This window comes from Bradyrhizobium sp. MOS002 (genome assembly GCF_003020115.1).
GTDB lineage: Bacteria > Pseudomonadota > Alphaproteobacteria > Rhizobiales > Xanthobacteraceae > Bradyrhizobium.
Genome location: NZ_PYFX01000002.1, coordinates 468,805 through 491,326, shown reverse-complemented (window position 1 = coordinate 491,326; position 22,522 = coordinate 468,805). Strand labels below are relative to the sequence as shown.

Genomic DNA, 22,522 nt, shown 5'->3' with positions numbered 1-22,522 from the left:
TACTCGCTTACCCCACATCCGGGGTTGACTGGAATTATTTTCTATATATGTGTCGTTTCGAGCGCGCAAAGAGAAAATTTTTTCTTCTCTCGTGCACCGCAACTATAGAATTTTCGCCTCCAAACGCAAAGTGGCAGAGATGCATCTTCTCAAGGACAGTTCCACTGCTGGCGGGCCGGGCGGCCCCGCTCTCGCCAAGCGCGCGCCCGCGCAAGAATTTTCTGCCGATCTGGCCCCGAGCATGGACCATCTCGACCAACTCGAGGCCCAGAGCATCTACATCTTCCGCGAGGCTTTTGGCCGTTTGAAGAAGATCGCCCTGCTGTGGTCGCTCGGCAAGGACTCCAACGTCATGATCTGGCTGGCACGCAAGGCGTTTTTCGGCCGCCTGCCGTTCCCGGCCCTCCATGTCGACACCGGCAAGAAGTTTCCGGAAATGTATCGCTTCCGCGATCACTACGGCAAGGAGTGGGATCTCGATCTGCGCGTCGAGCCCTGCCCGCCGATTGATGCCGTCGACCCAACGCTGCCGCCGGCCGCCCGTTCCGCCGCGCGCAAGACCGAGGGCCTCAAGATGGCGCTCGGCAAATACGGTTTCGACGGCCTGATTGCCGGCATCCGCCGCGACGAGGAAGCCACGCGCGCCAAGGAGCGCGTGTTCTCGCCGCGCGGCCTCGAAGGCAATTGGGACGTCCGTGATCAGCCGCCGGAGTTCTGGGATCATTTCAATGCATCGCCGCCGCAAGGCGCGCATTTGCGCATCCATCCGATCCTGCATTGGACCGAGTCCGATATCTGGGCCTACACCAAGCGCGAGAACATCCCGATCATTCCGCTCTATCTGTCGCAAAACGGCAAGCGCTATCGCTCGCTGGGTGATCAGGACATCACCAATCCGGTCGCTTCAAACGCGTCGAACATCGACGAGATTCTGATCGAGCTCGAGCAGACCAAGGTGCCGGAACGTTCCGGCCGCGCGCTCGACCACGAGACCGAGGACGCTTTCGAGCGCCTGCGCGTCGCCGGCTACCTCTGATCAAGGACGCGAGCGTCGTATGAACATGATCGTCACCCCCGCTTCGCCCGCCACACCGAACGGCACCACGCGTCCGCAGGTCCGCATCGTCATCGTCGGCCATGTCGATCACGGGAAGTCGACGCTGGTCGGCCGCCTGCTGCACGAGACCGGCAGCCTGCCCGACGGCAAGCTCGAGATGCTCAAGGCCGTCAGCGCGCGGCGCGGCATGCCGTTCGAATGGTCGTTTCTGCTCGACGCGCTCCAGACCGAGCGCGACCAGGGCATCACCATCGACACCACGCAGATCCGCTTCCGCACCAATTCGCGCGACATCGTGCTGATCGACGCGCCCGGCCACGCCGAATTCCTGCGCAACATGATCACCGGCGCCTCGCAGGCCGACGGTGCGGTGCTGATCATCGACGCGCTCGAAGGCGTGCGCGACCAGACCCGGCGGCACGGCTATCTCCTGCATCTGCTCGGCGTGAAGCAGGTCGCGGTCGTCGTCAACAAGATGGACCGCGTCGACTTCTCCGCCGAGCGCTTCAAGGAGATCAGCGACGAGATCTCGGCGCATCTGCAAGGGCTCGGTGTGAAGCCCACGGCCGTGATCCCGATTTCCGCCCGCGACGGCGACGGCGTCGCCGAGCGCACGGACCGCATCGGCTGGTACAAGGGCCCGACCGTGGTCGAAGCACTTGACAGGCTCGAGCCGGCGCGGCCGCTGGAAGCGCTGGCGCTGCGTCTGCCGGTGCAGGCGATCTACAAATTCGACGATCGCCGCATCGTTGCGGGCCGGATTGAATCCGGCAGCCTGGTTGCCGGCGACGAAATCGTGATCATGCCCGCCGGCAAGATCGCCAGGATCAAGACGGTCGAGAGCTGGCCGGTGACGCCGGTCGCGGGCCGACAGGGTGCGGGCCGCTCGGTCGGCATCACGCTCGACCGCGAGCTGTTCGTCGAACGCGGCGATATCATCGCGCATGCGAACAGCGCGCCGCGCGAGACGCGGCGGCTGCGCGCGCGGATCTTCTGGCTGCACGACAAGCCGCTGGCCAAGGGCGACCAGTTGCTGGTTCGCTGCGGACCGAAGGAAAGCCGCGCCACGGTGGTCGCCATCGAGAAGGCCGTCGATCCCGGCGAGCTGTCGAGCGTCGAGAACAAGGCGATCGGCCGCAACCATGTCGGTGAGATCGATATTTCTCTTTCGAATCCGATTGCCACCGATCCCTACACGGAAAATCCACGCACCGGCCGTCTCGTGATCGAGGTCTCCGGGCGCATCGCCGGCGGCGGTCTGGTGCTGTCGGTCGATGCCGGCCAGCGCGCCGTGCCCGTCGACATCGTGCCGGTGGAATCCGCGCTGCGGCCCGACGAACGCTCTGCGCGCTATCAGCACAACGGCGCGGTGGTCTGGCTCACCGGCCTCCCCGCCTCGGGCAAGTCGACTCTCGCAAAAGCGCTGGAGCGGCGGCTATTCAGCAATGGCGGCTCGCCGATCCTGCTCGACGGCGACACGTTGCGCGCCGGCCTCAACAGCGACCTCGGCTTCTCGACCGCCGATCGCAGCGAGAACATCCGCCGCCTCGCCGAAATGGCGACGCATCTTGCCCGCAACGGCCACATCGCCATTGTCGCCGCCGTCTCGCCCGCCCGCGAGGACCGCGCCACCGCGCGCCGCATCGCCGATACTTCGTTCCGCGAGATCCACGTCGCGACACCGGCCGGAATCTGCGAGGAGCGCGACCCCAAGGGCCACTACAAGAAGGCCCGCGCCGGAGCGCTCGCCTCGTTCACCGGTATCGGCAACGACTACGAGCGGCCCGAGGCCGCCGAGCTCGTGATCGATACCTCGACGCGGACGGTCGCCGAGGCGGCGGACGAGATCGAACAGATGCTCAAGACGACCGGCGTGCTGTTCGACGAAGTCGTGGACCTCGCCGCGAATATTTGAGTGGTGCTCAGCTTGAGGGTGCCCACGCGTCGCCACATCATCGGTGTCGTCCTGGCGAACGCCAGGACCCATACCGCGTGATCTATCCGTCGGACTCGGTCGCAGTACCGGACGACGAGTCTTCGCCAAACCCCTCCCTGGGGTAATGGGTCCTGGCCTTCGCCAGGACGACACCGGCGGCGCGCCACCTCGCCTTGACATTTTGACAACTTTTGGGGGCCTTCTCACGGCCCCGATTTTGGGGCTAATAAGAGCCCGAAAGCCGCTCCTTGGAGCGCATTTTGCTGCTGCCGTGTAAAAAGCAGCCAAAAACAGCCATTTCCAACGAGAAAGCCCATCATGAAACGCGTCGACGCCCACGGATTGAAGATTGCTCCCGTCCTGTTCGATTTCATCGCCAAGGAAGCGGCCCCGAAGACGGGAATCGCGCCGGATGCGTTCTGGGCCGGGCTTGCCGCCATCATCAAGGAGCTGGGCCCGAAGAACCGCGCGCTGCTGGCGGTGCGCGACACGCTGCAGGCTAAGATCGACGACTGGCACCGCGCCAACAAGGGCAAGGCGTTCGACCTCAACGCCTATACCGCGTTCCTGAAGGCGATCGGCTATCTCGTCCCGGAGCCGGCGACGCAGAAGGTCGAGACCGCCAATGTGGACGAGGAGATCGGCAAGATCTGCGGCCCGCAGCTCGTCGTGCCCCTGACCAATGCTCGCTACGCGCTGAACGCGGCGAATGCGCGCTGGGGCTCGCTCTATGACGCCTTCTACGGCACTGACGCCATCCCGCACGATCCGTCCGAGAGCGGCAAGGGCTACAACAAGGCGCGCGGCGACAAGGTGATCGCAAAAGCGAAAGCGTTCCTCGATGCCGCCGTGCCGCTGGCGACCGGCAGTCACACCGACGTCACCGCCTATAGCGTGGTCGCGGGCCAGCTCGCGGTGAAGCTGAAGAGCGGCAACGCCACCGCGCTGAAGAACGCTGCGCAGTTCGCGGGCTTCCAGGGCGACGCAGCCGCACCGAGCGCGGTGCTGCTCGCCAACAACGGCCTGCATGTCGAGGTGAAGATCGACCGCACCAGCGCGATCGGTAAGGACGATCCGGCCGGCGTCGCGGACATGGTCATGGAGTCCGCGGTCTCCACGATTCTCGACATGGAAGACTCGGTCGCCGCGGTCGATGCCGAGGACAAGGTGCTGGTCTATCGCAACACGCTCGGCCTGATGAACGGCACGCTGTCGGCGGACTTCGAAAAGGGCGGCAAGACGCTGACGCGCTCGCTCAATGCCGACCGCAGCTACAAGACGCCCGACGGCAAGGGCGAGGTCAAGCTGCACGGCCGCAGCCTGCTCCTGATGCGCAATTGCGGTCACCACATGTTCACCGACGCGGTGCTGGACGACAAGGGCGAGGAGATTCCGGAAGGCCTGCTCGACGCCGCCGTCTCCGGGCTTCTTGCCGTGCATGACTTGCAAGGCAACTCCAAGGTCAAAAACAGCCGCACCGGCTCGGCCTATATCGTCAAGCCGAAGATGCACGGCCCCGACGAGGTGTCGCTGACCTGCGAGATCTTCGACCGCGTCGAGAAGATGCTGGGCCTGCCCGAGAACACGCTCAAGGTCGGCATCATGGACGAGGAGCGGCGCACCACCGTCAATCTCAAGGCCTGCATCCAGCGCGCTTCCAAGCGCATCATGTTCATCAACACCGGCTTCCTCGACCGCACCGGCGACGAGATCCACACCTCGATGGAGGCGGGTCCGATGATCCGCAAGAACGAGATGAAGGCGCAAGCCTGGATCAAGTCCTATGAGGATTGGAACGTCGATATGGGCCTGACCTGTGGCCTGCCCGGCCATGCCCAGATCGGCAAGGGCATGTGGGCCGCGCCGGACAAGATGGCGGATATGCTTGCCCAGAAGCTCGCCCATCCGCAGGCCGGCGCCACCACCGCCTGGGTGCCCTCGCCGACCGCGGCGACGCTGCATGCGCTGCACTACCACCAGGTCAATGTCACCGCGCGCCAGCAGGAGCTCACCAAGGGCGGCCCGCGGGCAAAGCTCGAAGACATCCTCACCATCCCGGTGTCGAAGTCGAACTGGGCGCCCGACGACGTCAAGCAGGAGATCGACAACAACTGCCAGGGCATTCTGGGCTATGTCGTGCGCTGGATCGACCAGGGCGTCGGCTGCTCCAAGGTGCCTGACATCCACGACGTCGGCCTGATGGAAGACCGTGCCACCTTGCGCATTTCCAGCCAGCACCTCGCCAACTGGCTGCACCAGGGCGTCATCACCGAGGCCCAGGTCATGGAGTCGCTCAAGCGCATGGCGGTCGTGGTCGACAAGCAGAACGCGGGCGATGCCATCTACAAGCCGATGGCGCCTGCCTTCGACGGCACCGCCTTCAAGGCGGCTAGCGACCTCATCTTCAAGGGCCGCGAGCAGCCGAACGGCTACACCGAATACATCCTCACCGCCCGCCGCCGCGAGGCCAAGGCTGCGGGATAGGCCCTAATAAGCCAGCACCAAAAGCCCCGGCTCACGCCGGGGCTTTTTTGTTTGAGAGATGCCGTAGCCCGGATGAGCGAAGCGACATCCGGGTCGACTTTCCCGCATATCGCTTCGCTCATGCGGGCTACAGGTCTGCGCTAAAACACTGCCAGATATTTCAGCAGCGACACGATACCGATGATGATGACGACAACGCGCGCGATCTGCTTGGCGCGGCCATCCATCGGCAGCATGTTGATGAGGTAAAGCACGAGAATGACGACGAGAAAGGTGACGAGTACGCCGACCAGCATCGCTAGGACCCCCCTTTAGGCAAAATTGCTGACGGTCTCCTAACGCGCAACTCCCGGCCTGGTTCCATCAAGGCAACCCCCTGCAACTTCTAGTAAATCCGTACTTCTACGATCCGCCGGCCTGCCTAAAACTTTACCCTTTTCCTTTCAGATGCAGACACCGTTTGGGCCGTGAGCCGCAAACGGCATGCGATTGCCTTGTCTTTGCGGGCCCCTTTTTTCCGTTGTTGCCGGGCCGACTTCACGAACTTTGTATTGGGAATTGGGGGACTTCGATGCTGAATCGTTTGACCGTATCCGTGCTCCTGAAGGCGGTGATCGCGATCACGTCGGTCTGCGTGGTGATCGCACTCTCGCTCACCGCCTACGAGTCCTGGGATCGCCTGAAGACCGCCAACCGCATCTCGCACATCGCGGACGCCTCTGCCGATCTGTTCAAGGCGATGCACAATCTGCGCACCGATCGCTCGACCACCAACCGCCTGTTGAACGCGACCGAGCCGATGGACGGCGAGATCGAGAAGTATCTGCGCGCCTTGCGCGATGCCCAAATGCCCGCCATGGCGCGCGCGCTCGAGCTGCTGCCCACTATGGACTTCCCACAGTCCGGCACCCTGGTACCGGAGCTCGCGCGTCTATTCAAATTGCTGACCGAAGAGCAGAAGCAGTTCTGGGAGGACGTAGCCAAGCCGAAGGATCAGCGCCGCGCCGGCCTGCCCAAGGAATACATGGAAACGACGCAGGGCCTGCTCGACGTGCTCGACAAGCTCTCGAACACGTTGGCCGCCACCGTCAATCACCAGGACGCCGCGATCGACCAGCTCCTGTCGATCAAGCAGAACGCCTGGCTGCTCCGCAACACCGCGGGCGAGGCGTCGCTGATCGTCTCGACCGGGTTGGCCGCCGGCAAGATCACGCCGGAAGGCCGCTACGCCTATACCCAATATGTCGGCGGCACGAGCGCGATGTGGAAGGCGCTGGAGTTGTCGACGTCCGGCATGCAGTTGCCGGCGGCCCTCGCCTCCGCGATGGCCTCCGCCAAGACCTCCTATTTCGAGCCGCAATATCTGGCCTTGCGCGACCGCCTCGCGGACGTGCTGGTCAAGGGTGAGAAGCCCGAGATGACGGCGAACCAATGGAGCCCGCTCACAGTCGGCCGCATGGCAAGCGCGGTCGCAGTGGCCGAAGGTGCGCTCGATGCTGCCAAGATCCACACGCAGGAGCAGCGCGGCGCCGCAGAGCGCGCACTGATCGTGCAGCTTACGCTGCTGGCGCTCGCCATCGGGCTTGCCGTCGGCGCGATCATGCTGGTCAGCCGCCGCGTCATCACTCCGCTCAACACCATCCGGGACGCCATGCTGAAGGTCGCCGGCGGCGACCTTGCCGTCGACAGCGGCTATCTCGATCGCCAGGACGAGATCGGCGCGCTTGCCGGCGCGCTGGAGACCTTCAAGCAGCAGGCCAACGAGAAGCTCAAGATCGAGGCGCAGGAGCGCGAACGCAACGCGGGCGCCTCCGCGCGCCAGCGCGCGGTGGAGACCTATGTCGGCGAGTTCGAGGGCGCGGTGCGCAAGACGCTGGGCGAATTGAGCGAAGCTTCCGGCGAAATGCGCAAGACCTCGGGCGATCTCTCCGCGGTGTCGCGGCAGACCAACGACCGCGTGCAGGTCGCGGGCAAGGCCTCCAATGACGCCTCCATGAGCGTCGACAGCGTCGCCGCCGCCGCCGAAGAGCTCAGCGCCTCGATCAACGACATCAGCCAGCAGGCCGCGCATGCCGCAGGCATCGCCAGCCGCGCCGTGACCCAGGCGCGCGAGACCGATGGCACGGTACAGGGACTTCAGAAGTCGGCCGGCCGCATCGGCGAGGTCGTCGGCCTGATCAACACCATTGCGCAGCAGACCAACTTGCTCGCGCTCAACGCCACGATCGAGGCGGCCCGCGCCGGCGAAGCCGGTCGCGGCTTTGCCGTGGTTGCCTCCGAGGTGAAGTCGCTGGCGAGCCAGACGGCCAAGGCGACCGAGGAGATCTCCGAGCAGATCGCCGACATCCAGAAGGTCGCGGGCGACGCCATCAGCGCGATCCAGACCATCGGCGGCATCATCGGCGAAGTGAACGAGGTCGCGACCGCCATCGCTGCGGCCGTGCAGGAGCAGGGGGCGGCCACGCAAGAGATCACCCGCAGCACCCAGTTTGCGGCGCAGGGCACCAAGAACGTCTCGGACAACATCACCGGCGTCAAATCCGACGCGGACGCTGCTGCCGCGGCCGCCGACAACGTGAAGCACGCCTCCGAGATGCTGGAGAGCCAGAGCCGCCAGCTCGGCCATGATGTCAGCGACTTCCTCGGAAAGATCCGCGCAGCGTAGCGTGGGCCATTAAAGGGAGAGCCGCGCCCACAGTCTCGGTGTCGTCCTGACGAAAGCCAGGACGACGTTGAGGCTACTCCTTAGCCACCACCGGCACTTGGCGGAATCTTGCGCGCACCGAATCCGGCAGCGGGGAGAAATTCATCGCGACGCCGCGGCGGTCGTTGGCATTGCGGCTGGCGACCACCAGACCGTCGGCGCCCGCGACGATGTCGCCCTTGCGCAAGGTGGGATCGTCGTCGACCTTGACCTGTGCGAGCCCGACCGGATCCTTGCCGTTGCAGGTGCAGCCCGCCACGATCTCGTTGCGATAGCGGAACGCGTTCGGCAGGTCGGAGTAGGATTTCCCCTTGTCGGTCGTCGCGTCGTCGATGTTGCCGCCATAGACCAGCGAGGTCTCCGAGGCCGGGCAGAAGCTCTTGCAGGATTGCGCCTTGCTCTCGGAATCGTTTCCCTGCGCCGGGAAATAACGTCCGTCGCAGCCGCGTACGCAATAGGCCGTGCCGCCGCCATAGGAGGCCCGCTGACGCGGCGCGTCGTAGCGCGGCGTGTCATCGGTCTGGAATGGCATGCGAATCTCGGGCGCCGCCCGCCCGCGGAAGCCGCCGAACAGCGCCGAGAAAAAGTCCTCCGCATGGGCCGATGGTGTCAGCGCGAGGCCGAAGGAGGCAACAGCGACGAATGCCGCCGCGCCACCGGCGAATTTGCCGATCGAACGTCTCTTCATGTGACCTCACGCGACCCTTAGTTAACGGCCGAATTCGAAATGTTCAGCGCTTGCCGGCCCGAGGGCAGCGCCGTCACGGCCGGACGCTTGCGCAACGAATCTCCGCCTCTGGCCATCAGCGGCGCGTTCTTCGGCAGCACGACGACCTTGGCGCCGACATTGACGCGACCGAACAGGTCGGTGACGTCCTCGTTGGTCATGCGGATGCAGCCGGACGAAACGAACTTGCCGATCGTGGTGGGATCGTTGGTGCCATGAATGCGGTATTCACTCGACCCGAGATACATCGCACGCGCGCCGAGCGGATTGCCGGGGCCGCCTGCGACGAAGCGGGGCAGATAAGGTTGGCGCGCGATCATCTCAGCCGGCGGATGCCAATCCGGCCATTCCGCCTTGCGACTGACGCTCTGCACGCCGGACCAGGTGAAGCCCTCGCGCCCGACTCCTACGCCATAACGGATGGCGCGGCCCTGGCCGAGCACGTAGTAGAGATAAGTGTTGTTGGTATCGATGACGATGGTACCGGCCGGCTCGCTCCGGTCGAAGCTGACAATCTGCCTGCGCAGGCGATCGGGAAGCGCGGCATCCTCATCGGGTGCCTGCGCGTTCTGGCTTGCATAGCCTTGGTTTGGGTAGCCCTGGTTTGCATAACCTTGGCTCGCGTAACCCTGCGAATAGCCCTGGTCCTGCGGGTAGCCCTGATCCTGCGAATAGGTGTAGCCCAGCGTCTGCGCGCTTGCGGCGCCGAACGGCACTGCCAGCAAAGCGGTTGCGAACGCGAAAGCGGTGATGCGGCGCGGCGATAAGCGGCGTCGGACTGCAGAGAACTTCGTCATGTGCTGCCCCGTTGGATGCCTGCATCAGGGTGATGCTCTGGTTCGTTCAACGCCGGCGAACCGACACAAGTTCCCCGGCAGGCTTCAGCACCGACGTCACAGTCAAGCGAGCGCCTCTTCACGAAGCCGCGATGGAACCCGCAGGGCGCTAGGACGTTACCCCTCGGTCATAGGCGCGAGGACCGAAGACTCCGTGCCGGAGAGGTATTGTGCGCGTCCTTCCCAGTGAACGTATGACCCCCGGCAACGGCGAAGGCACTCCGCTTCCCGAGAGCCACGGCGAACTCCCCCCGGTAATCCGCCGCACCGAGCTCGTCGCCTTCTCGCTCGCCGGACTGCTCCTCATCGCAATCGTCGCGGTACTTTATTTCGGTAAGGCGTTCTTTCTGCCTGTCGTGATGGCGTTCGTCACCGGCACGATGCTCTCGCCGGCAGCGACCTTCCTGGAGAAGCGGAAAGTGCCGAGAGGACTCGCCGCCGCCTTTATCGTGCTCGCGGTGACCGCCGTGGTCGGCTTCATCGTCGCGCTGATTGCCTCGCCAGCGATGGAATGGAGCTCGCGCCTGCCCGAACTTGGCGCCCAGTTGAAAGACAAGGTCCACGTGTTCGACCGGCCGCTGGCGCTGTGGCGAGAGCTGCAGACGATGCTTGGCGGCTCGGAGGGATTGCCGAGCTTCCAAATACCGAAATTCGAGTGGGTGCAGCCGACGATCGAGTTCCTGTCACCGACCTTTACCGAATTCCTGCTGTTCTTCGTCACCCTGATCCTGTTCATCGCGAGCTGGCGCGACCTGCGACGGGCGATGATCATGACCTTCAGCGATCATGAGGCACGGCTGCGCACGCTTCGCATCCTCAACGAGATCGAGATTCATCTCGGCAACTATCTCTTGACCGTGACCCTCATCAATGTCGGCGTCGGCGTCGCCGCCGGCGTCGTCTGCGCCCTCACCGGAATGCCCAATCCGGCTGGCCTCGGCGCGCTCGCGGCCACCCTCAATTTCATTCCGATCATCGGACCGGTGGCCATGTTCGCCATTCTGGTCGTGGTGGGACTGGTCACCTTCCCGACCGTGAGCGGCGGCCTGATGGCGGCGCTCGCCTTTGGCGGCATCACTTTCCTGGAGGGACATTTCGTCACGCCGACCATCATCGGCCGGCGGCTGGCGCTCAATGCGCTCGCGGTGCTGCTGGCGCTGGCGTTCTGGACCTGGCTGTGGGGCCCGATGGGCGCCTTCCTATCGTCGCCGCTGCTGATCGTCGCCCTGATCCTGAAGGAGCATCTGTTGCCGCAGGATTCGCCGCAGCTCCCGCAGGACTGACCGGTTTCCGTGAACGGAACTTACCCGACGACGAAACGTTTTCCGGCTGTCTCACCGTCAACAGCTCGGAGCCCCTGATGTCCACCACCAATGCCGAAGCCGGGATGAGAGACTGGACCGACAAAGCCACCAGAGAACGCCTCGAGAAGGATGTAGCAGCCGTGAAAAGCGATATCGCCGCCCTCACCGATCAAATCACCGACGCGCTCAATACTTTTGCCAACTCCTCCAGCAAGCAGGCCCGCCGCGGCTACAGTCAGGCGCGCGAAAACGTGGATTCCGCGATCGACGACATGTCGGAGCGCGGCAGCGCGATGATGGGCGCGGCACAGGAGGCCTACGGCTCGATCGAGGAGACGCTGGAGGACGCCATCACGCAGCGGCCGCTCGCGACCGTCGGGCTAGCGCTCGGCATCGGCTTCCTGATCGGCGCGGTCTGGCGCCGCTGAGATCGCGAACGGATATTAAGACGGTGGCGCAGCGGCGCCGCCGGTGCCGGCTTGTGGGGATCTGAGGAGCAAGGCCATGTTTCAGCGCATCATCGACGGGATCAGCGCATCCACCGGCACCACTATGCGGCTGACCTCGCTGGCAGCAGGCGCGGCGTTCGCACTCTTCATCACCACTTGCTTCCTGTGCGCGGCGGCATTCATTTCGGTGCTCGACAAATATGGTCCGGTGCAGGCCTGCCTCGCCGGTGCCGGGATCTTCTTTCTCCTGACGCTGACCGCGGCGGTGAGCTATTGGGTCTACAAACGTCAGCTGCGTAAACAAGCTCTTATCGCGGCCGAACGCGCCACGAAGTCGGCGGCCTCGAGCATGCTCGCGGACCCCATGCTGCTCGCCACCGGACTCCAGATCGTTCGCGCCATCGGGATCAAACGGCTGTTGCCGATCCTGGCGATCGGCGGCGTCGCCCTCGGAATCATGGCGAGCCGCGCCGGCGTACCCGACGAGGCATCGGCCGAACCTGCCGAGTGACGGCAAGAGCGGAGTCAGAAAATTTCGTCCTAGGTCCCGCGAGCGCATCTTTCGGAAGTCGGCACCGGCGCCGCGGCACCAAATTTGCGCCGTCCGACGCGAACGCCCTCCACTCACGCAAACGCTACTCGGATAGGCAGGCGGTTGCCGCTAAAAGCAGCGCCCCTGATTCCAAAAGCCATTTTTTCGATGAAACCGTCCGTCCAGGCGAATCTCGCCGCATTCCATCACGACCCCCGGCTCTATTTGACGCTCGGCATCGCCAACTGGTCGGTTTTCGTCGACCACATCCCGAACAACGTCGTCAATTTGCTGACGCTGCGCAACTTCGGCTTCAGCGGCGCCGCAGACTTGTTCGTGTTCGTGGTGGGCTATGGCGTCGCGATCATTCACGGCAGGATCGCACTGGAGCGCGGCTACGTCGTCGCGGCGACGCGCATCTTTCGCCGCGTCTGGCGGCTGTACGCCGCCTATGTCGTGCTGTTCGTGATCTATATCGACACCATCGCCTATGTCGCCTCGCAATCGATGGCGCCCGAGATCATCCACGAATATAACATATCGGGAATTCTCGAGCACCCGCTGCGCATCCTGGTGCGTGGCCTCGTGCTCCAGGAGGAGCCGCTGAATCTCGACCTGTTACAGCTGATGATCCCGCTGATGGCCTTCTTTCCGTTCGCGCTGTGGGGCCTGTTGCGGCGTCCGAACCTGACGCTTGCGGCATCGGTCGCGCTGTACTTTGCGGCGCGCTGGTTCGACTGGAATTTCCGGGTTTATCCGGACCAGGAGTGGACCTTCAACCCATACTGCTGGCAGATGCTGATGGTGCTGGGCGGCTGGTTCGCCGTGACCGGTGCGTCGGGCCGCGCCCTGCATGGCCTATCCTGGCTGCGCGTGCTTGCCGGCGCCTATCTCGTATCCGCGATGGCGATCACGCTGATGCGCCACTCGCCGGCGCTTGCCGCCTACCTGCCGGACATCGTGCTGGACAACATCACGCCGACCGACAAGGAAAACCTCGCGCCCTATCGCGTGGTCCACTTCCTCGCGCTCGCATTCCTCGCGACACATCTCGTCCCGGCCGATCATCCCGGCCTGCAATGGAGATCGCTACGGGCGGTCATCAGATGCGGCGAGGAATGGCTCGCGGTGTTCTGCGTCGGCGTGTTCCTGTCCTTCGCCGGCCATCTCATCCTGATCACCGGCGCCAATCTGGTGGTGATGCAGATCGCCGTGAGTCTGGCCGGCTTCGCGGCGATGGCCGCGGTCGCATATTACATCGCCTGGTCGAAGCGGCAGGACCTGCCCGCTGCCTTGCGGCAACAGGCCTAACCCGGCACCTTCCGATTCCACTAGGCCGGCCATCATGGCTGGGCTATGCGGAGCGGCAGCGGATTGCGCGAGGAGGCCGGGCGTGGTGATGGCGAATGGCGGGGATGAGGGAGCCGACAGCGCGCCCCGGCGCGGCCGGCCGAGGTCGATCGAGACTACCAACGCCATTCTCCAAAGCGCCTATGCGCTGATGGCCACCACCGGCCTTGCCGTCACCACCATCGACGCGATCGCGCGCCACTCCAGCGTCTCCAAGATGACGATCTACAAATGGTGGCCGTCCCGCGAAGCCTTGCTGATCGACGCCTTCCTTCACCATGCTGCGCAGATGCTGCCGTTGCCGCCTGCAAGCTCGGGCAGCCCCGCCGCGCGCGCACGCCGCCATGCCGCAGCCTATGCCGAAGCGCTCCAGGGTGAGTTCGGCAAGGTCCAACTCGCCGTCATCTCCGAATGCATTTCCAAGACCGGCTCCGCCGAGCTGTTCTACGCCCGCTATCTTCAATTCCGCCGCGACGCGCTGATCGAGATGATCGCCGCGGGCCAGAGCGACGGCAGCATCCTGGCCGAAGCACCGCCCGAGGATCTCTACGACGCGATCTATGGCAGCCTGTTCTACCGCTACGTCTTCGGCATCGCCCCGATCACGCCGGCCTACGCGCGGACTCTGGTTGACCTCGTGCTGCGACCGAAGAGCTAGCCTCGAACTACCGCGCAGGCCGGATCGGTGCCGACAGCTTGTCGGTGCGGTCGCGCTCGGTCATGTCCTCGACCGTCTCCATCGGCGCGGTCAGCTCGTAGACATAGGAGACGTCGGTGAAATAGCGCTTGGCGGTGCCACCGAGCGCCTCGGGCGCGACGCGGTCGAGCAAGATCAGGCCGAAATCGGAATCGGGGCGGCGCGTCGCTTCGCTGGTGTTGAACTCCTCCCAGCGGAAATAGAAGACCTCGCCGGCCTCCTCGTTCGTCACCGTCCAATTGGCAGTGATGTGCGGATGCTTGCCGACCAGCGACAGGCCCTCGTCGGAATGCGAGGCGAGCTCGAAGAACAGCAGCGACAGGCTCTGCGCCGCGCGCGCGCTGACTGCGATATCAGGACCGGTCACGGCAATGCGGTCGGCATGCGGGATGGCGCGCGCCTCGAACAGGCCCTTCAGCTTGACGCCCTGCCATTGGCTCTCGCTGAGCAGCGAGACGACGTTGGACATGGCGTGGATGCGGCCGATCAGGAGCTCGCGCGCGACATCGATGTCGGCGCCATGGCGCAGCGTACGGGTCACGATCGACTGGATCACCGCCAGGATGTTTTTAACCCGGTGGTTGAGCTCGTCGATGACAGCCGTCAGCCGGCGCTCGAAGCCGATTCTGACCTGGATTTCCCGGCTGAGCCGCAAATTGTTGTAGGCGACATAGCCGAACAGGCCGCACACCATCGCGGTGATCGCCAAGCCGATCGCCGCCACGATGATCGCGGTCTGCTCGGCGCGGCGCGCCGAATTGGTCTTGGCGTAGTAGCCCAGCTGCCAGTCGCGACCACCGAAGCTCACCGTGCGCGTCGCCGACGGCGCCGGCCCATCGGCCGCCGTCGGGCGGGCCGAGACCACGCCCTGATCGTTGGCGACCAGCTCGCCACCCTCCCGGCGCGGATCCTTCAGCGCGACCGCGAACAACGACATGTCGTCGTTGGTCAGCATCAGGGAAGAGAGCTCATAGGAAAATGTGATGAAGCCCGCCGGCTCCGTCGCGCCCTCGGGGATGACGGGAGCCGCCACAATGATGCCGATCGGCCCGCCGTCACGCAGGAGGGCAACCGGTTCTGAGGCAACCGATCTCTTCTCCACTCTGGCGCGCGCCAGCATGGCGCCGCGCACCTGATCCTGGTCGTAACTGCGGCCGGGCAGCCCCTTGGTCTCGTTGCTGCGCGGCTCGAGATCCAGCAGCACGTCGATCGGCTGGGTGACACCTGCCGGATCGATCGGCTTGTCGTCATAGCTGCGGATTCGCGGATTGGGGAAGCCGGCGCTCGCGATGGCGGCCTGTGCTGCGGCAAGCTCGTTCGGCTTCAGGCGGGCGACCCAGCCGGCCACCACGAAATCGGTCTTGAAGGCGTAGATGGCCGAGCGCAGCGGCTCGAGCATATTTGGCTTGAGCACCGACGGCGCCCGGAACAGGCCGGAGGCAACCCGCGCGAGCAGTTCGCGCTCGGTGAGCCGGTCCTGGACCAGGCTCGCATGGACGTCGATCGCGCGCGCCAGCGCGATCCGGTCCAGCGCCAGCTCCTGGTCGTGGACGCGATAAGCCGCAAGCCCGGAGAGCAGGGCTCCGAGAAGAGCAATGAAGCCGATGATGAAACCCAGCCTGACCACGCGACTACTCAGGCGAAAGCAGGAGGTCGGCAATAAACACGGAGCATATGGACGCCGCTCGAACGGGCACGTGCCGAAACAGGGTGAACCCCAATGGCCGAGATAATGGAGGAGGAGGCATCGATACGCAACTTGGGTTGCCTGAGAAGCTTAAAGCCGCCCGGCCGATGGTCCGGCCGGGATGGATCTGCTCCGGGCACCGGAGGTAATCAATTGCCGTGACCGAAATTTGTTCCGCGCAAACGGCCCTGCCCATGAAGTTAGCGGGGGGAAACGCCTGCGTTAAGTGGTCGCGCCGGTCAGCTGGCCCGCTTCAAGCCGCCTTTGGCCTCGATGAAGCCGATGATGCGGTCCAGCCCCTGGCTCTTCTTGAGGTTGGTCATGACGAACGGTCGCTCGCCGCGCATGCGCCTGGCGTCCGTCTCCATCTTTTCCAGGGAGGCGCCGACATAGGGGGCCAGGTCGATCTTGTTGATGACAAGGAGGTCGGACCGGGTGATGCCGGGGCCGCCCTTTGACGGGATCTTGTCGCCGGCCGCCACGTCGATGACGTAAATAGTGAGATCGGCGAGCTCCGGGGAAAAAGTGGCAGCGAGGTTATCACCGCCGGATTCGATCAGCACGAGATCGAGCCCGGGAAACTTGGCGCGCATATCCGCCACCGCGGCGAGATTCATCGAGGCGTCCTCGCGGATCGCGGTGTGCGGGCAACCGCCGGTCTCGACCCCGGCAATGCGATCCGGCGTCAGCGAGCCCGAGCGCACCAGGTATTCCGCATCCCATTTGGTGTAGATGTCGTTGGTGATCGCGGCGATGTCGTAGCGCTCGCGCATGGTCTTGCAGAGCAGGTCCATCAGCGCGGTCTTGCCCGATCCGACCGGACCGCCGATGCCGACACGCAAGGGGCCGTGAGATTTCGACATGCTCTCTCCTAATGTCGTCCCGGCGAAGGCCGGGACCCATAGCCACCGTACTGAGCTGACGAGGTCCGCTGTGGCCACATCCTCCCATAGCCACAAAGATTTGTGGTTATGGGTCCCGGCCTTCGCCGGGACGACAATCGAATAAATTCCGAACAACTCACGATCTGAACAGCCGGGTATATTGCGTCTCGTGCCGCAGGCTGGCGAGATCGGCGCGAAACGTCGCACCGCCGAGATCGTCCAGCGTCGCGTTCAGCGCACGATTCGCAGTCGCGGCAACCGCAGCTTCCAGCCTCACCAGCACGCGCTGGCTGTCGGTCTGGCCGAGCGGAATGAGCCGGCTGGCCGCGGAAATCCAGTTCGAGACCAGCGCATGCAGGAAGGCGTGCAGCGTCGGCGCCAACGGCACGCCGTGCATCGCGGCGACCACGCCGACGGCAACGGGATAGACCAGGGGCGTGCGGCATGCCGCAACCATGCCATCAAGCCCGTCGGCGTCCCACGCGGCGCGGGCGATGTCGATGAAGGCACGGCCCTGCGATGTCGTCTCCAGCTGCCGTTCGCGCGACGGCACGAAGGCCGCGGCGAGCTCGGCGATATCGCTCAAAGTGTCGTCCTCGCCCGCTTCAGTGGCGCGATAGGCGTGGACCAGAAACGTCGCATCGCAGAAGCCCGAGCCATCACGAAGCATCGCATCGAGCCAGTCCGCCAGCGACGCGGTGTCGGTGATGTCGCCGGCCTCGACCGCCCATTCGATGCCGCTCGAGTAGGAAAAGCCCCCGACCGGAAACGCGGGCGACAGCCAGGTCATCAACCGGTACAGCGCCGCCGCCTCGCGCTCCGCGAGGTCGCGGGCCGCGACCGGCTCATTTGTGGTCATGAGCATGCTTGTGGCCGTGGTGATGATCGGGGTGATCGCAATGCTCGTCGTGGTGATGGTGATCGTGACCGTCGCCATGTGCGGCATGATCATGGTGGTGATCATGACCGTGATGATCATGATGATCATCGTGGCCATGATCGTGATGCGCGTGGTCGTCGTGTCCATGCGCATGACCGGCATCGGCATAGGCGCCGCCTTCGGGATCGAACGGCGCCTCGATCTCGATCACGCGCGCACCGAGGCCCTTCACCATGGCTTCGATGACGTGGTCGCGGCGGATGCGCAGGCCCTTGGCCATGATCTGCGTCGGCAGATGGCGATTGCCGAGATGCCAACCGACGCGAATAAGGTGGTGTGGATCGTGGCCGCGGATCTCGAGCAGCGGCTCGGGCGCGGCGACCACCTCGACCAGCCGACCGTCCTCCAACACCAGCGCATCGCCGCCGCGCAGCGCGACAGCATTCTCCAGGTCGAGCAGGAACTCGAGCCCCCGCGTCCCCGTCATCGCCATGCGGCGGCGGTGTCGATCGTCGAAATCGAGCACGACCGTATCCGCCGGCGCTTCCGCGAAGCGGTGTTGTCCCCTGACCTGCGTCGCCCGGATCATGCGCTTTTACCCCGTTACCGTGTCTCGACCTTCTCGGGCGTGATCACTTCGATCTTCGGCGGCGCCGTAAAGCACTTCACCGCGACGCGGCCGAACGTCTTCATGTGCTCCATGGCGCGATGCGGCACCAGCGCCTCGGCATTCTCCCACTGCTCGACGAACACCATCTTGGCGGGATCGGTGACGCTCTCATGCAGATCATAGGCGATATTGCCGGGCTCTTTCCGCGTCTCCTTGATGCAGGCGGTGGCGGCTGCAATGAATTCGGCGCGCGTTTCAGGCTTGATGGTCAAGGTGGCGACGACGTAGATCACGAGAAATCCTCCCGGCTTTTCTTCTGGGGCTCAGATACCGGGCGGGACCTTAGACCAGGCGGGATCGAACGCAAAACCCGGAAAAGCCGCCCCCGGATATGCGGCCAAGACATGGTCTTGAGACATGCGTTGAGGCGCTATTTCAGTACATGAAATATCGCTGCGCCATCGGCAGCACCTCGGCGGGGGCGCAGGTCAAAAGCTCGCCGTCGGCGCGGACCTCATAGGTCTCCGGATCCACCTCGATATTGGGCGTAGCGTCGTTGTGAATCATGCTCTTCTTCGAGATCCTGCCTCGGGTGTTCTGGACCGCATAGAGCTTCTTGTCGATGCCGAGCTTGCGCGCGAGGCCGCCGGTGATCGCGGCTTTCGAGGTGAACACCACCGAGGATGCGGTCAACGCCTTGCCGAAGGCGCCGAACATCGGCTGGTAATGCACCGGCTGCGGGGTCGGGATCGAGGCGTTGGGATCGCCCATGGGAGCCGCGACGATCATGCCGCCCTTGACGACGCAATCCGGCTTGACGCCGAAGAAGGCCGGCGACCACAGCACGAGATCGGCGAGCTTGCCCTTTTCCACCGAGCCGATCAGCTTCGAAACGCCATGAGCGATCGCGGGATTGATCGTGTATTTGGCGATGTAGCGCTTGACGCGGAAATTATCGTTGTCCTTGCCCTTGTCCTGCGGCAGCGAGCCGCGCTGCTTCTTCATCTTGTCGGCGGTCTGCCAGGTCCGGATGATGACCTCGCCGAGGCGGCCCATGGCCTGGGAGTCCGAGGAGATCATCGAGAGCGCGCCGAGATCATGCAGGATGTCCTCGGCCGCGATGGTCTCCTTGCGGATGCGGCTTTCGGCGAACGCCAGATCTTCCGCGATCGAGGGGTCGAGATGGTGGCAGACCATCAGCATGTCCAGATGCTCGTCGATGGTGTTGCGCGTGAAGGGCCGCGTCGGGTTGGTCGAGGACGGCAGCACGTTCTTCAGTCCCGCGACCTTGATGATATCGGGGGCGTGACCGCCGCCGGCGCCCTCGGTGTGGAAGGCGTGGATGGTGCGGCCCTTGAACGCCTTGATCGTATCCTCGACGAAGCCGGATTCGTTCAGCGTGTCGGTGTGGATCATCACCTGGATGTCGTAGTCGTCGGCGACCGACAGGCAGGTGTCGATCGCGGCCGGCGTCGTGCCCCAGTCCTCGTGCAGCTTCAGCGCACAGGCGCCTGCCTTGATCATCTCGACGAGCGCGGCGGGTCGCGAGGCGTTGCCCTTGCCGGAGATGCCCAGATTGACCGGGAAGGCGTCGAACGACTGGATCATCCGCCCCATGTGCCACGGCCCCGGCGTGCAGGTGGTGGCGAACGTGCCATGCGAGGGGCCGGTGCCGCCCCCGAGCATCGAGGTGACGCCCGACATCAGCGCGTGCTCGATCTGCTGCGGACAGATGAAATGGATGTGGCTGTCGAAGCCGCCGGCGGTGAGGATCTTGCCTTCACCCGCGATCACGTCCGTGCCTGGGCCGATGATGATGGTGACACCCGGCTGGATGTCGGGATTGCCGGCCTTGCCGATGCCGGCGATCATGCCGTCCTTGATCGCGACGTCGGCCTTCACGATGCCCCAGTGATCGACGATCAGCGCATTGGTGATGACGGTGTCCGCCGCGCCCTGCTTGTTGGTGACCTGCGACTGGCCCATGCCGTCGCGGATCACCTTGCCGCCGCCGAACTTCACCTCCTCGCCATAGGTGGTGAAATCCTTCTCGACCTCGATGATGAGGTCGGTGTCGGCCAGCCGCACCCTGTCGCCGGTGGTCGGGCCGAACATGTCGGCATAGACGGAACGCCTTATTTTGACGGACATCACAAGCCCCGTTTGCGTTTGAATGTTGGATCGGCGCTCACAGCGATGTCCTCGCTGTGAGCACCATGTCGTCGAATGTCGTATCGAGCCAAGAGTTGCCGCCGCGGCAACCGGCGACAACCTGCTCGGCCCAGTCGGTGTAATCGACGAGGTCGTCACGTTCCTCAGTTGTCGGGTCGGAATGTACGCGCGCGCCGATATTGCTGATCTTGTCGGCGATCTTGATCAGCCTCGCGCCAGCCGATTTCTGCGGTGCGTCGAGCACCTGGCGCCGCCGCCGCTCCGATTTAGGCAGGCTCATATCGTCGGTGCACTCGTCGACGAGCGAGGCGACACGGTCGGAGAATTTTTGCGCGAGCTCCTCGCGCGTGGTGCCGGTGTCCTCGATCGCATCATGCAGCCAGCCGGCTGCAACGAGTTCGGCGTCGGTACCGTCGGTCGCGGTCGCAAGCAGGTTCGCGACCTCGGCGAGGTGGTTGATGTAAGGCTCATGACCGCGGCCCTTGCGCGCCATCCCGTTGTGACGGCACGCGGCGAGTTCGGCGGCTTCGGAGACGAGGCGGACAGGTGACAGCATGGCAAAGACCTTCGTTTTCGCCTCAACCGTGCCGCGCCATGCTCGTTCCTGTGGAGCTCACAGCTTCCCCATCACGTCGCCGCGGAAGCCGTAGATGGTCTTCTTGCCGGCCACGGCGACGAGCTGGACATCGCGGGTCTGGCCGGGTTCGAAGCGGACCGCCGTGCCGGCGGCGATGTCGAGGCGCATGCCGCGCGCCTTCTTGCGGTCGAACTTCAGGGCCGGGTTGGTCTCGAAGAAATGGTAGTGCGAGCCGACCTGGATCGGGCGGTCGCCGGTGTTGGCCACGGTCAGCGTCACGGTCTTGCGGCCGGCATTGAGCTCGATCTCGCCGTCCTGGATGAAGAGTTCGCCGGGGATCATTCTATCCTCCTCGTCATTCCGGGGCTTGCGCAGCGAGAACCGGAATCTCGATCAAAACCTCTGGATTCCGGGCTCGCCCTTCGGGCGCCCCGGAATGACGAATTCAAAACTACCTGATCGGTTCGTGCACGGTGACGAGCTTGGTGCCGTCCGGAAAGGTCGCCTCGACCTGGATGTCGTGGATCATCTCTGGGATTCCTGGCATCACCTGGTCGCGGGTGAGGACCTGCGCACCCGATTGCATCAACTCGGCGACGGTGCGGCCATCCCGCGCGCCTTCGAGGATAAAATCGGAGATGAGCGCGATCGCCTCGGGATGGTTGAGCTTGACGCCGCGATCCAGCCGGCGGCGGGCCACGATCGCCGCCATCGAGATCAGAAGCTTGTCCTTTTCGCGGGGAGACAGGTTCATACGAAATCTCTTCCGTTCACATCGTCAATTCAACCAGAGCCGCGGCAGCGCCGCACCGGTGCGTGCCAGCACAGCCATCATATCGGCGCGCAGGCGCGCCGCATCTTGGGCACAGAACCGCGCCATTGCAAAGCCATTCCAGGCGGATATCCCGACCTCGCCGCCGAAGGATTCCGAGGCGTCGCGGAGACGCTCGATCAGCGCCTCGTCGCCGGGCACGATCAGGGCCGTGCCGATCGCGGCGCCGCCCTTCGTCACCGCCGATCGCGCAAGCTTTGCGCCGATATCGCCGTCGAGCCTGACGGTCTCGGCGAACACCAGCTTGCCGCCGCGACGCAGCCGCCAGCGGTCGACGAACTCGCCCTGCTCCATCCGTTCTCCCATCGCGGCACGGCCGAACACCACGATCTCGCAGAGCAGGAGCGAAGCAGTCGCATCGAGGTCTATATCAAAGCGGCGCCGCACGCGCGCCCGGTCGAACAGGATCGTCTCCTGCGGCAGCCAGCCGAGATGTGCGCCTGCGGCAACCCTCAGCGCTATATTGAGCTCCGCCGCCTGCCCTGGCGCGCGGTAGACTTTTTCCGCGGCCGCCGTGGTCAGCGTCAGCTTCGCACCATCTGCGGCTGCGATCTCGATGTCGAAGCGGTCGCCGCCGGCGACACCTCCGGCGGTGTTGACGAACACGCCGGAGAGCCCCTCGTCCTCCGGCGAAGGGAAGCGCACGCGCAGGGAGCCGGACTCATGCAAGATCCCGCGCCGCGTCACCCCGTCGCGCGCGTGGACGTCGAAGCGCACCGCGCCGCGGGCACGGTTGGCGTCGAACACCGAAGATGTCGCTAAAACGTCGCTGCGCATCCGCCTCCCCAGCCGCTCGCGGCAGAA

22 protein-coding genes are annotated in these 22,522 nt (G+C 64.6%); 9 read left to right on the top strand and 13 right to left on the bottom strand.

All coding sequences use genetic code 11. The features are described 5' to 3' along the window. The first annotated feature begins 139 nt into the window (after window positions 1-139). From cysD to C7G41_RS06945, 3 genes are all read left to right on the top strand, one after another. Window positions 140-1,036, top strand: coding sequence for a sulfate adenylyltransferase subunit CysD (gene cysD / locus C7G41_RS06960; protein ID WP_306768031.1), 897 nt, complete (start codon window positions 140-142; stop codon window positions 1,034-1,036). 19 nt (window positions 1,037-1,055) lie between these two features. Then, a complete protein-coding gene (gene cysC, locus C7G41_RS06955) occupies window positions 1,056-2,972 on the top strand; it encodes an adenylyl-sulfate kinase (protein WP_106941861.1) in 1,917 nt (638 codons plus the stop codon). 339 nt (window positions 2,973-3,311) lie between these two features. After that, window positions 3,312-5,477: a malate synthase G gene (locus C7G41_RS06945; protein ID WP_106941860.1), complete on the top strand. Its 2,166-nt coding sequence runs from the start codon at window positions 3,312-3,314 to the stop codon at window positions 5,475-5,477. 140 nt (window positions 5,478-5,617) lie between these two features. Here the strand turns inward: C7G41_RS06945 and C7G41_RS06940 are convergent, their stop codons facing one another. Then, the gene (locus C7G41_RS06940; RefSeq protein ID WP_007599832.1) at window positions 5,618-5,773 is read right to left on the bottom strand and encodes a Thivi_2564 family membrane protein; all 156 of its coding nucleotides are present in this window, start codon (window positions 5,771-5,773) and stop codon (window positions 5,618-5,620) included. 275 nt (window positions 5,774-6,048) lie between these two features. On the opposite strand from C7G41_RS06940, the gene C7G41_RS06935 reads away from it, so the two are divergent. After that, window positions 6,049-8,142, top strand: coding sequence for a methyl-accepting chemotaxis protein (locus C7G41_RS06935; protein ID WP_106941859.1), 2,094 nt, complete (start codon window positions 6,049-6,051; stop codon window positions 8,140-8,142). Between the two features lie 73 nt (window positions 8,143-8,215). Here the strand turns inward: C7G41_RS06935 and C7G41_RS06930 are convergent, their stop codons facing one another. Beyond that, on the bottom strand, window positions 8,216-8,869 hold the full coding sequence (locus C7G41_RS06930) for a DUF2865 domain-containing protein (RefSeq protein WP_106941858.1): 654 nt from the start codon (window positions 8,867-8,869) through the stop codon (window positions 8,216-8,218). Between the two features lie 17 nt (window positions 8,870-8,886). Continuing rightward, a complete protein-coding gene (locus C7G41_RS06925) occupies window positions 8,887-9,705 on the bottom strand; it encodes a L,D-transpeptidase (RefSeq protein ID WP_106941857.1) in 819 nt (272 codons plus the stop codon). Between the two features lie 209 nt (window positions 9,706-9,914). Between C7G41_RS06925 and C7G41_RS06920 the strand changes: the two genes are divergently transcribed. From C7G41_RS06920 to C7G41_RS06900, 5 genes are all read left to right on the top strand, one after another. Beyond that, window positions 9,915-11,027: an AI-2E family transporter gene (locus C7G41_RS06920; RefSeq protein WP_199198227.1), complete on the top strand. Its 1,113-nt coding sequence runs from the start codon at window positions 9,915-9,917 to the stop codon at window positions 11,025-11,027. Window positions 11,028-11,104: 77 nt separating this feature from the next. Next, window positions 11,105-11,476, top strand: coding sequence for a YqjD family protein (locus C7G41_RS06915; protein WP_026232783.1), 372 nt, complete (start codon window positions 11,105-11,107; stop codon window positions 11,474-11,476). A gap of 76 nt (window positions 11,477-11,552) precedes the next feature. Then, window positions 11,553-12,008, top strand: coding sequence for a hypothetical protein (locus C7G41_RS06910; RefSeq protein ID WP_106941855.1), 456 nt, complete (start codon window positions 11,553-11,555; stop codon window positions 12,006-12,008). Window positions 12,009-12,197: 189 nt separating this feature from the next. Beyond that, window positions 12,198-13,340 (top strand): OpgC domain-containing protein, encoded by a 1,143-nt coding sequence (locus C7G41_RS06905; RefSeq protein ID WP_106941854.1) that lies wholly within the window; start codon window positions 12,198-12,200, stop codon window positions 13,338-13,340. A gap of 88 nt (window positions 13,341-13,428) precedes the next feature. Continuing rightward, window positions 13,429-14,037 carry a TetR/AcrR family transcriptional regulator gene (locus C7G41_RS06900; protein WP_199198262.1) on the top strand — a complete coding sequence of 203 codons (609 nt, stop codon included), beginning with the start codon at window positions 13,429-13,431 and terminating at the stop codon, window positions 14,035-14,037. A 7-nt stretch (window positions 14,038-14,044) separates the two neighbouring features. On the opposite strand, the gene C7G41_RS06895 is transcribed toward C7G41_RS06900, so the two are convergent. The 10 genes from C7G41_RS06895 to C7G41_RS06850 all read right to left on the bottom strand — a co-directional run bounded on the left by C7G41_RS06895 (window position 14,045) and on the right by C7G41_RS06850 (window position 22,495). Further along, a complete protein-coding gene (locus C7G41_RS06895; RefSeq protein ID WP_106941852.1) occupies window positions 14,045-15,703 on the bottom strand; it encodes an HWE histidine kinase domain-containing protein in 1,659 nt (552 codons plus the stop codon). A 299-nt stretch (window positions 15,704-16,002) separates the two neighbouring features. After that, entirely contained in the window at window positions 16,003-16,626 is a 624-nt protein-coding gene (gene ureG, locus C7G41_RS06890) for an urease accessory protein UreG (protein WP_106941851.1), read from the bottom strand. Window positions 16,627-16,783: 157 nt separating this feature from the next. After that, window positions 16,784-17,512 carry an urease accessory protein UreF gene (locus C7G41_RS06885; protein WP_106941850.1) on the bottom strand — a complete coding sequence of 243 codons (729 nt, stop codon included), beginning with the start codon at window positions 17,510-17,512 and terminating at the stop codon, window positions 16,784-16,786. After that, window positions 17,493-18,116 (bottom strand): urease accessory protein UreE, encoded by a 624-nt coding sequence (locus C7G41_RS06880; RefSeq protein WP_106941849.1) that lies wholly within the window; start codon window positions 18,114-18,116, stop codon window positions 17,493-17,495. Before C7G41_RS06880 ends, C7G41_RS06885 begins: the two co-directional genes overlap by 20 nt. 14 nt (window positions 18,117-18,130) lie before the next feature. Further along, window positions 18,131-18,430: a putative quinol monooxygenase gene (locus C7G41_RS06875; protein ID WP_007599815.1), complete on the bottom strand. Its 300-nt coding sequence runs from the start codon at window positions 18,428-18,430 to the stop codon at window positions 18,131-18,133. A gap of 142 nt (window positions 18,431-18,572) precedes the next feature. Beyond that, window positions 18,573-20,288 carry an urease subunit alpha gene (gene ureC / locus C7G41_RS06870; protein ID WP_106941848.1) on the bottom strand — a complete coding sequence of 572 codons (1,716 nt, stop codon included), beginning with the start codon at window positions 20,286-20,288 and terminating at the stop codon, window positions 18,573-18,575. 37 nt (window positions 20,289-20,325) lie between these two features. Next, complete coding sequence (locus C7G41_RS06865; RefSeq protein ID WP_106941847.1) at window positions 20,326-20,865, bottom strand: HD domain-containing protein; 540 nt, start codon at window positions 20,863-20,865, stop codon at window positions 20,326-20,328. A gap of 57 nt (window positions 20,866-20,922) precedes the next feature. After that, window positions 20,923-21,228: an urease subunit beta gene (locus tag C7G41_RS06860; protein WP_007599812.1), complete on the bottom strand. Its 306-nt coding sequence runs from the start codon at window positions 21,226-21,228 to the stop codon at window positions 20,923-20,925. A gap of 109 nt (window positions 21,229-21,337) precedes the next feature. Continuing rightward, on the bottom strand, window positions 21,338-21,640 hold the full coding sequence (locus tag C7G41_RS06855; RefSeq protein WP_018454667.1) for an urease subunit gamma: 303 nt from the start codon (window positions 21,638-21,640) through the stop codon (window positions 21,338-21,340). Between the two features lie 24 nt (window positions 21,641-21,664). Beyond that, window positions 21,665-22,495 carry an urease accessory protein UreD gene (locus C7G41_RS06850; RefSeq protein WP_106941846.1) on the bottom strand — a complete coding sequence of 277 codons (831 nt, stop codon included), beginning with the start codon at window positions 22,493-22,495 and terminating at the stop codon, window positions 21,665-21,667. Window positions 22,496-22,522 lie beyond the last annotated feature (27 nt).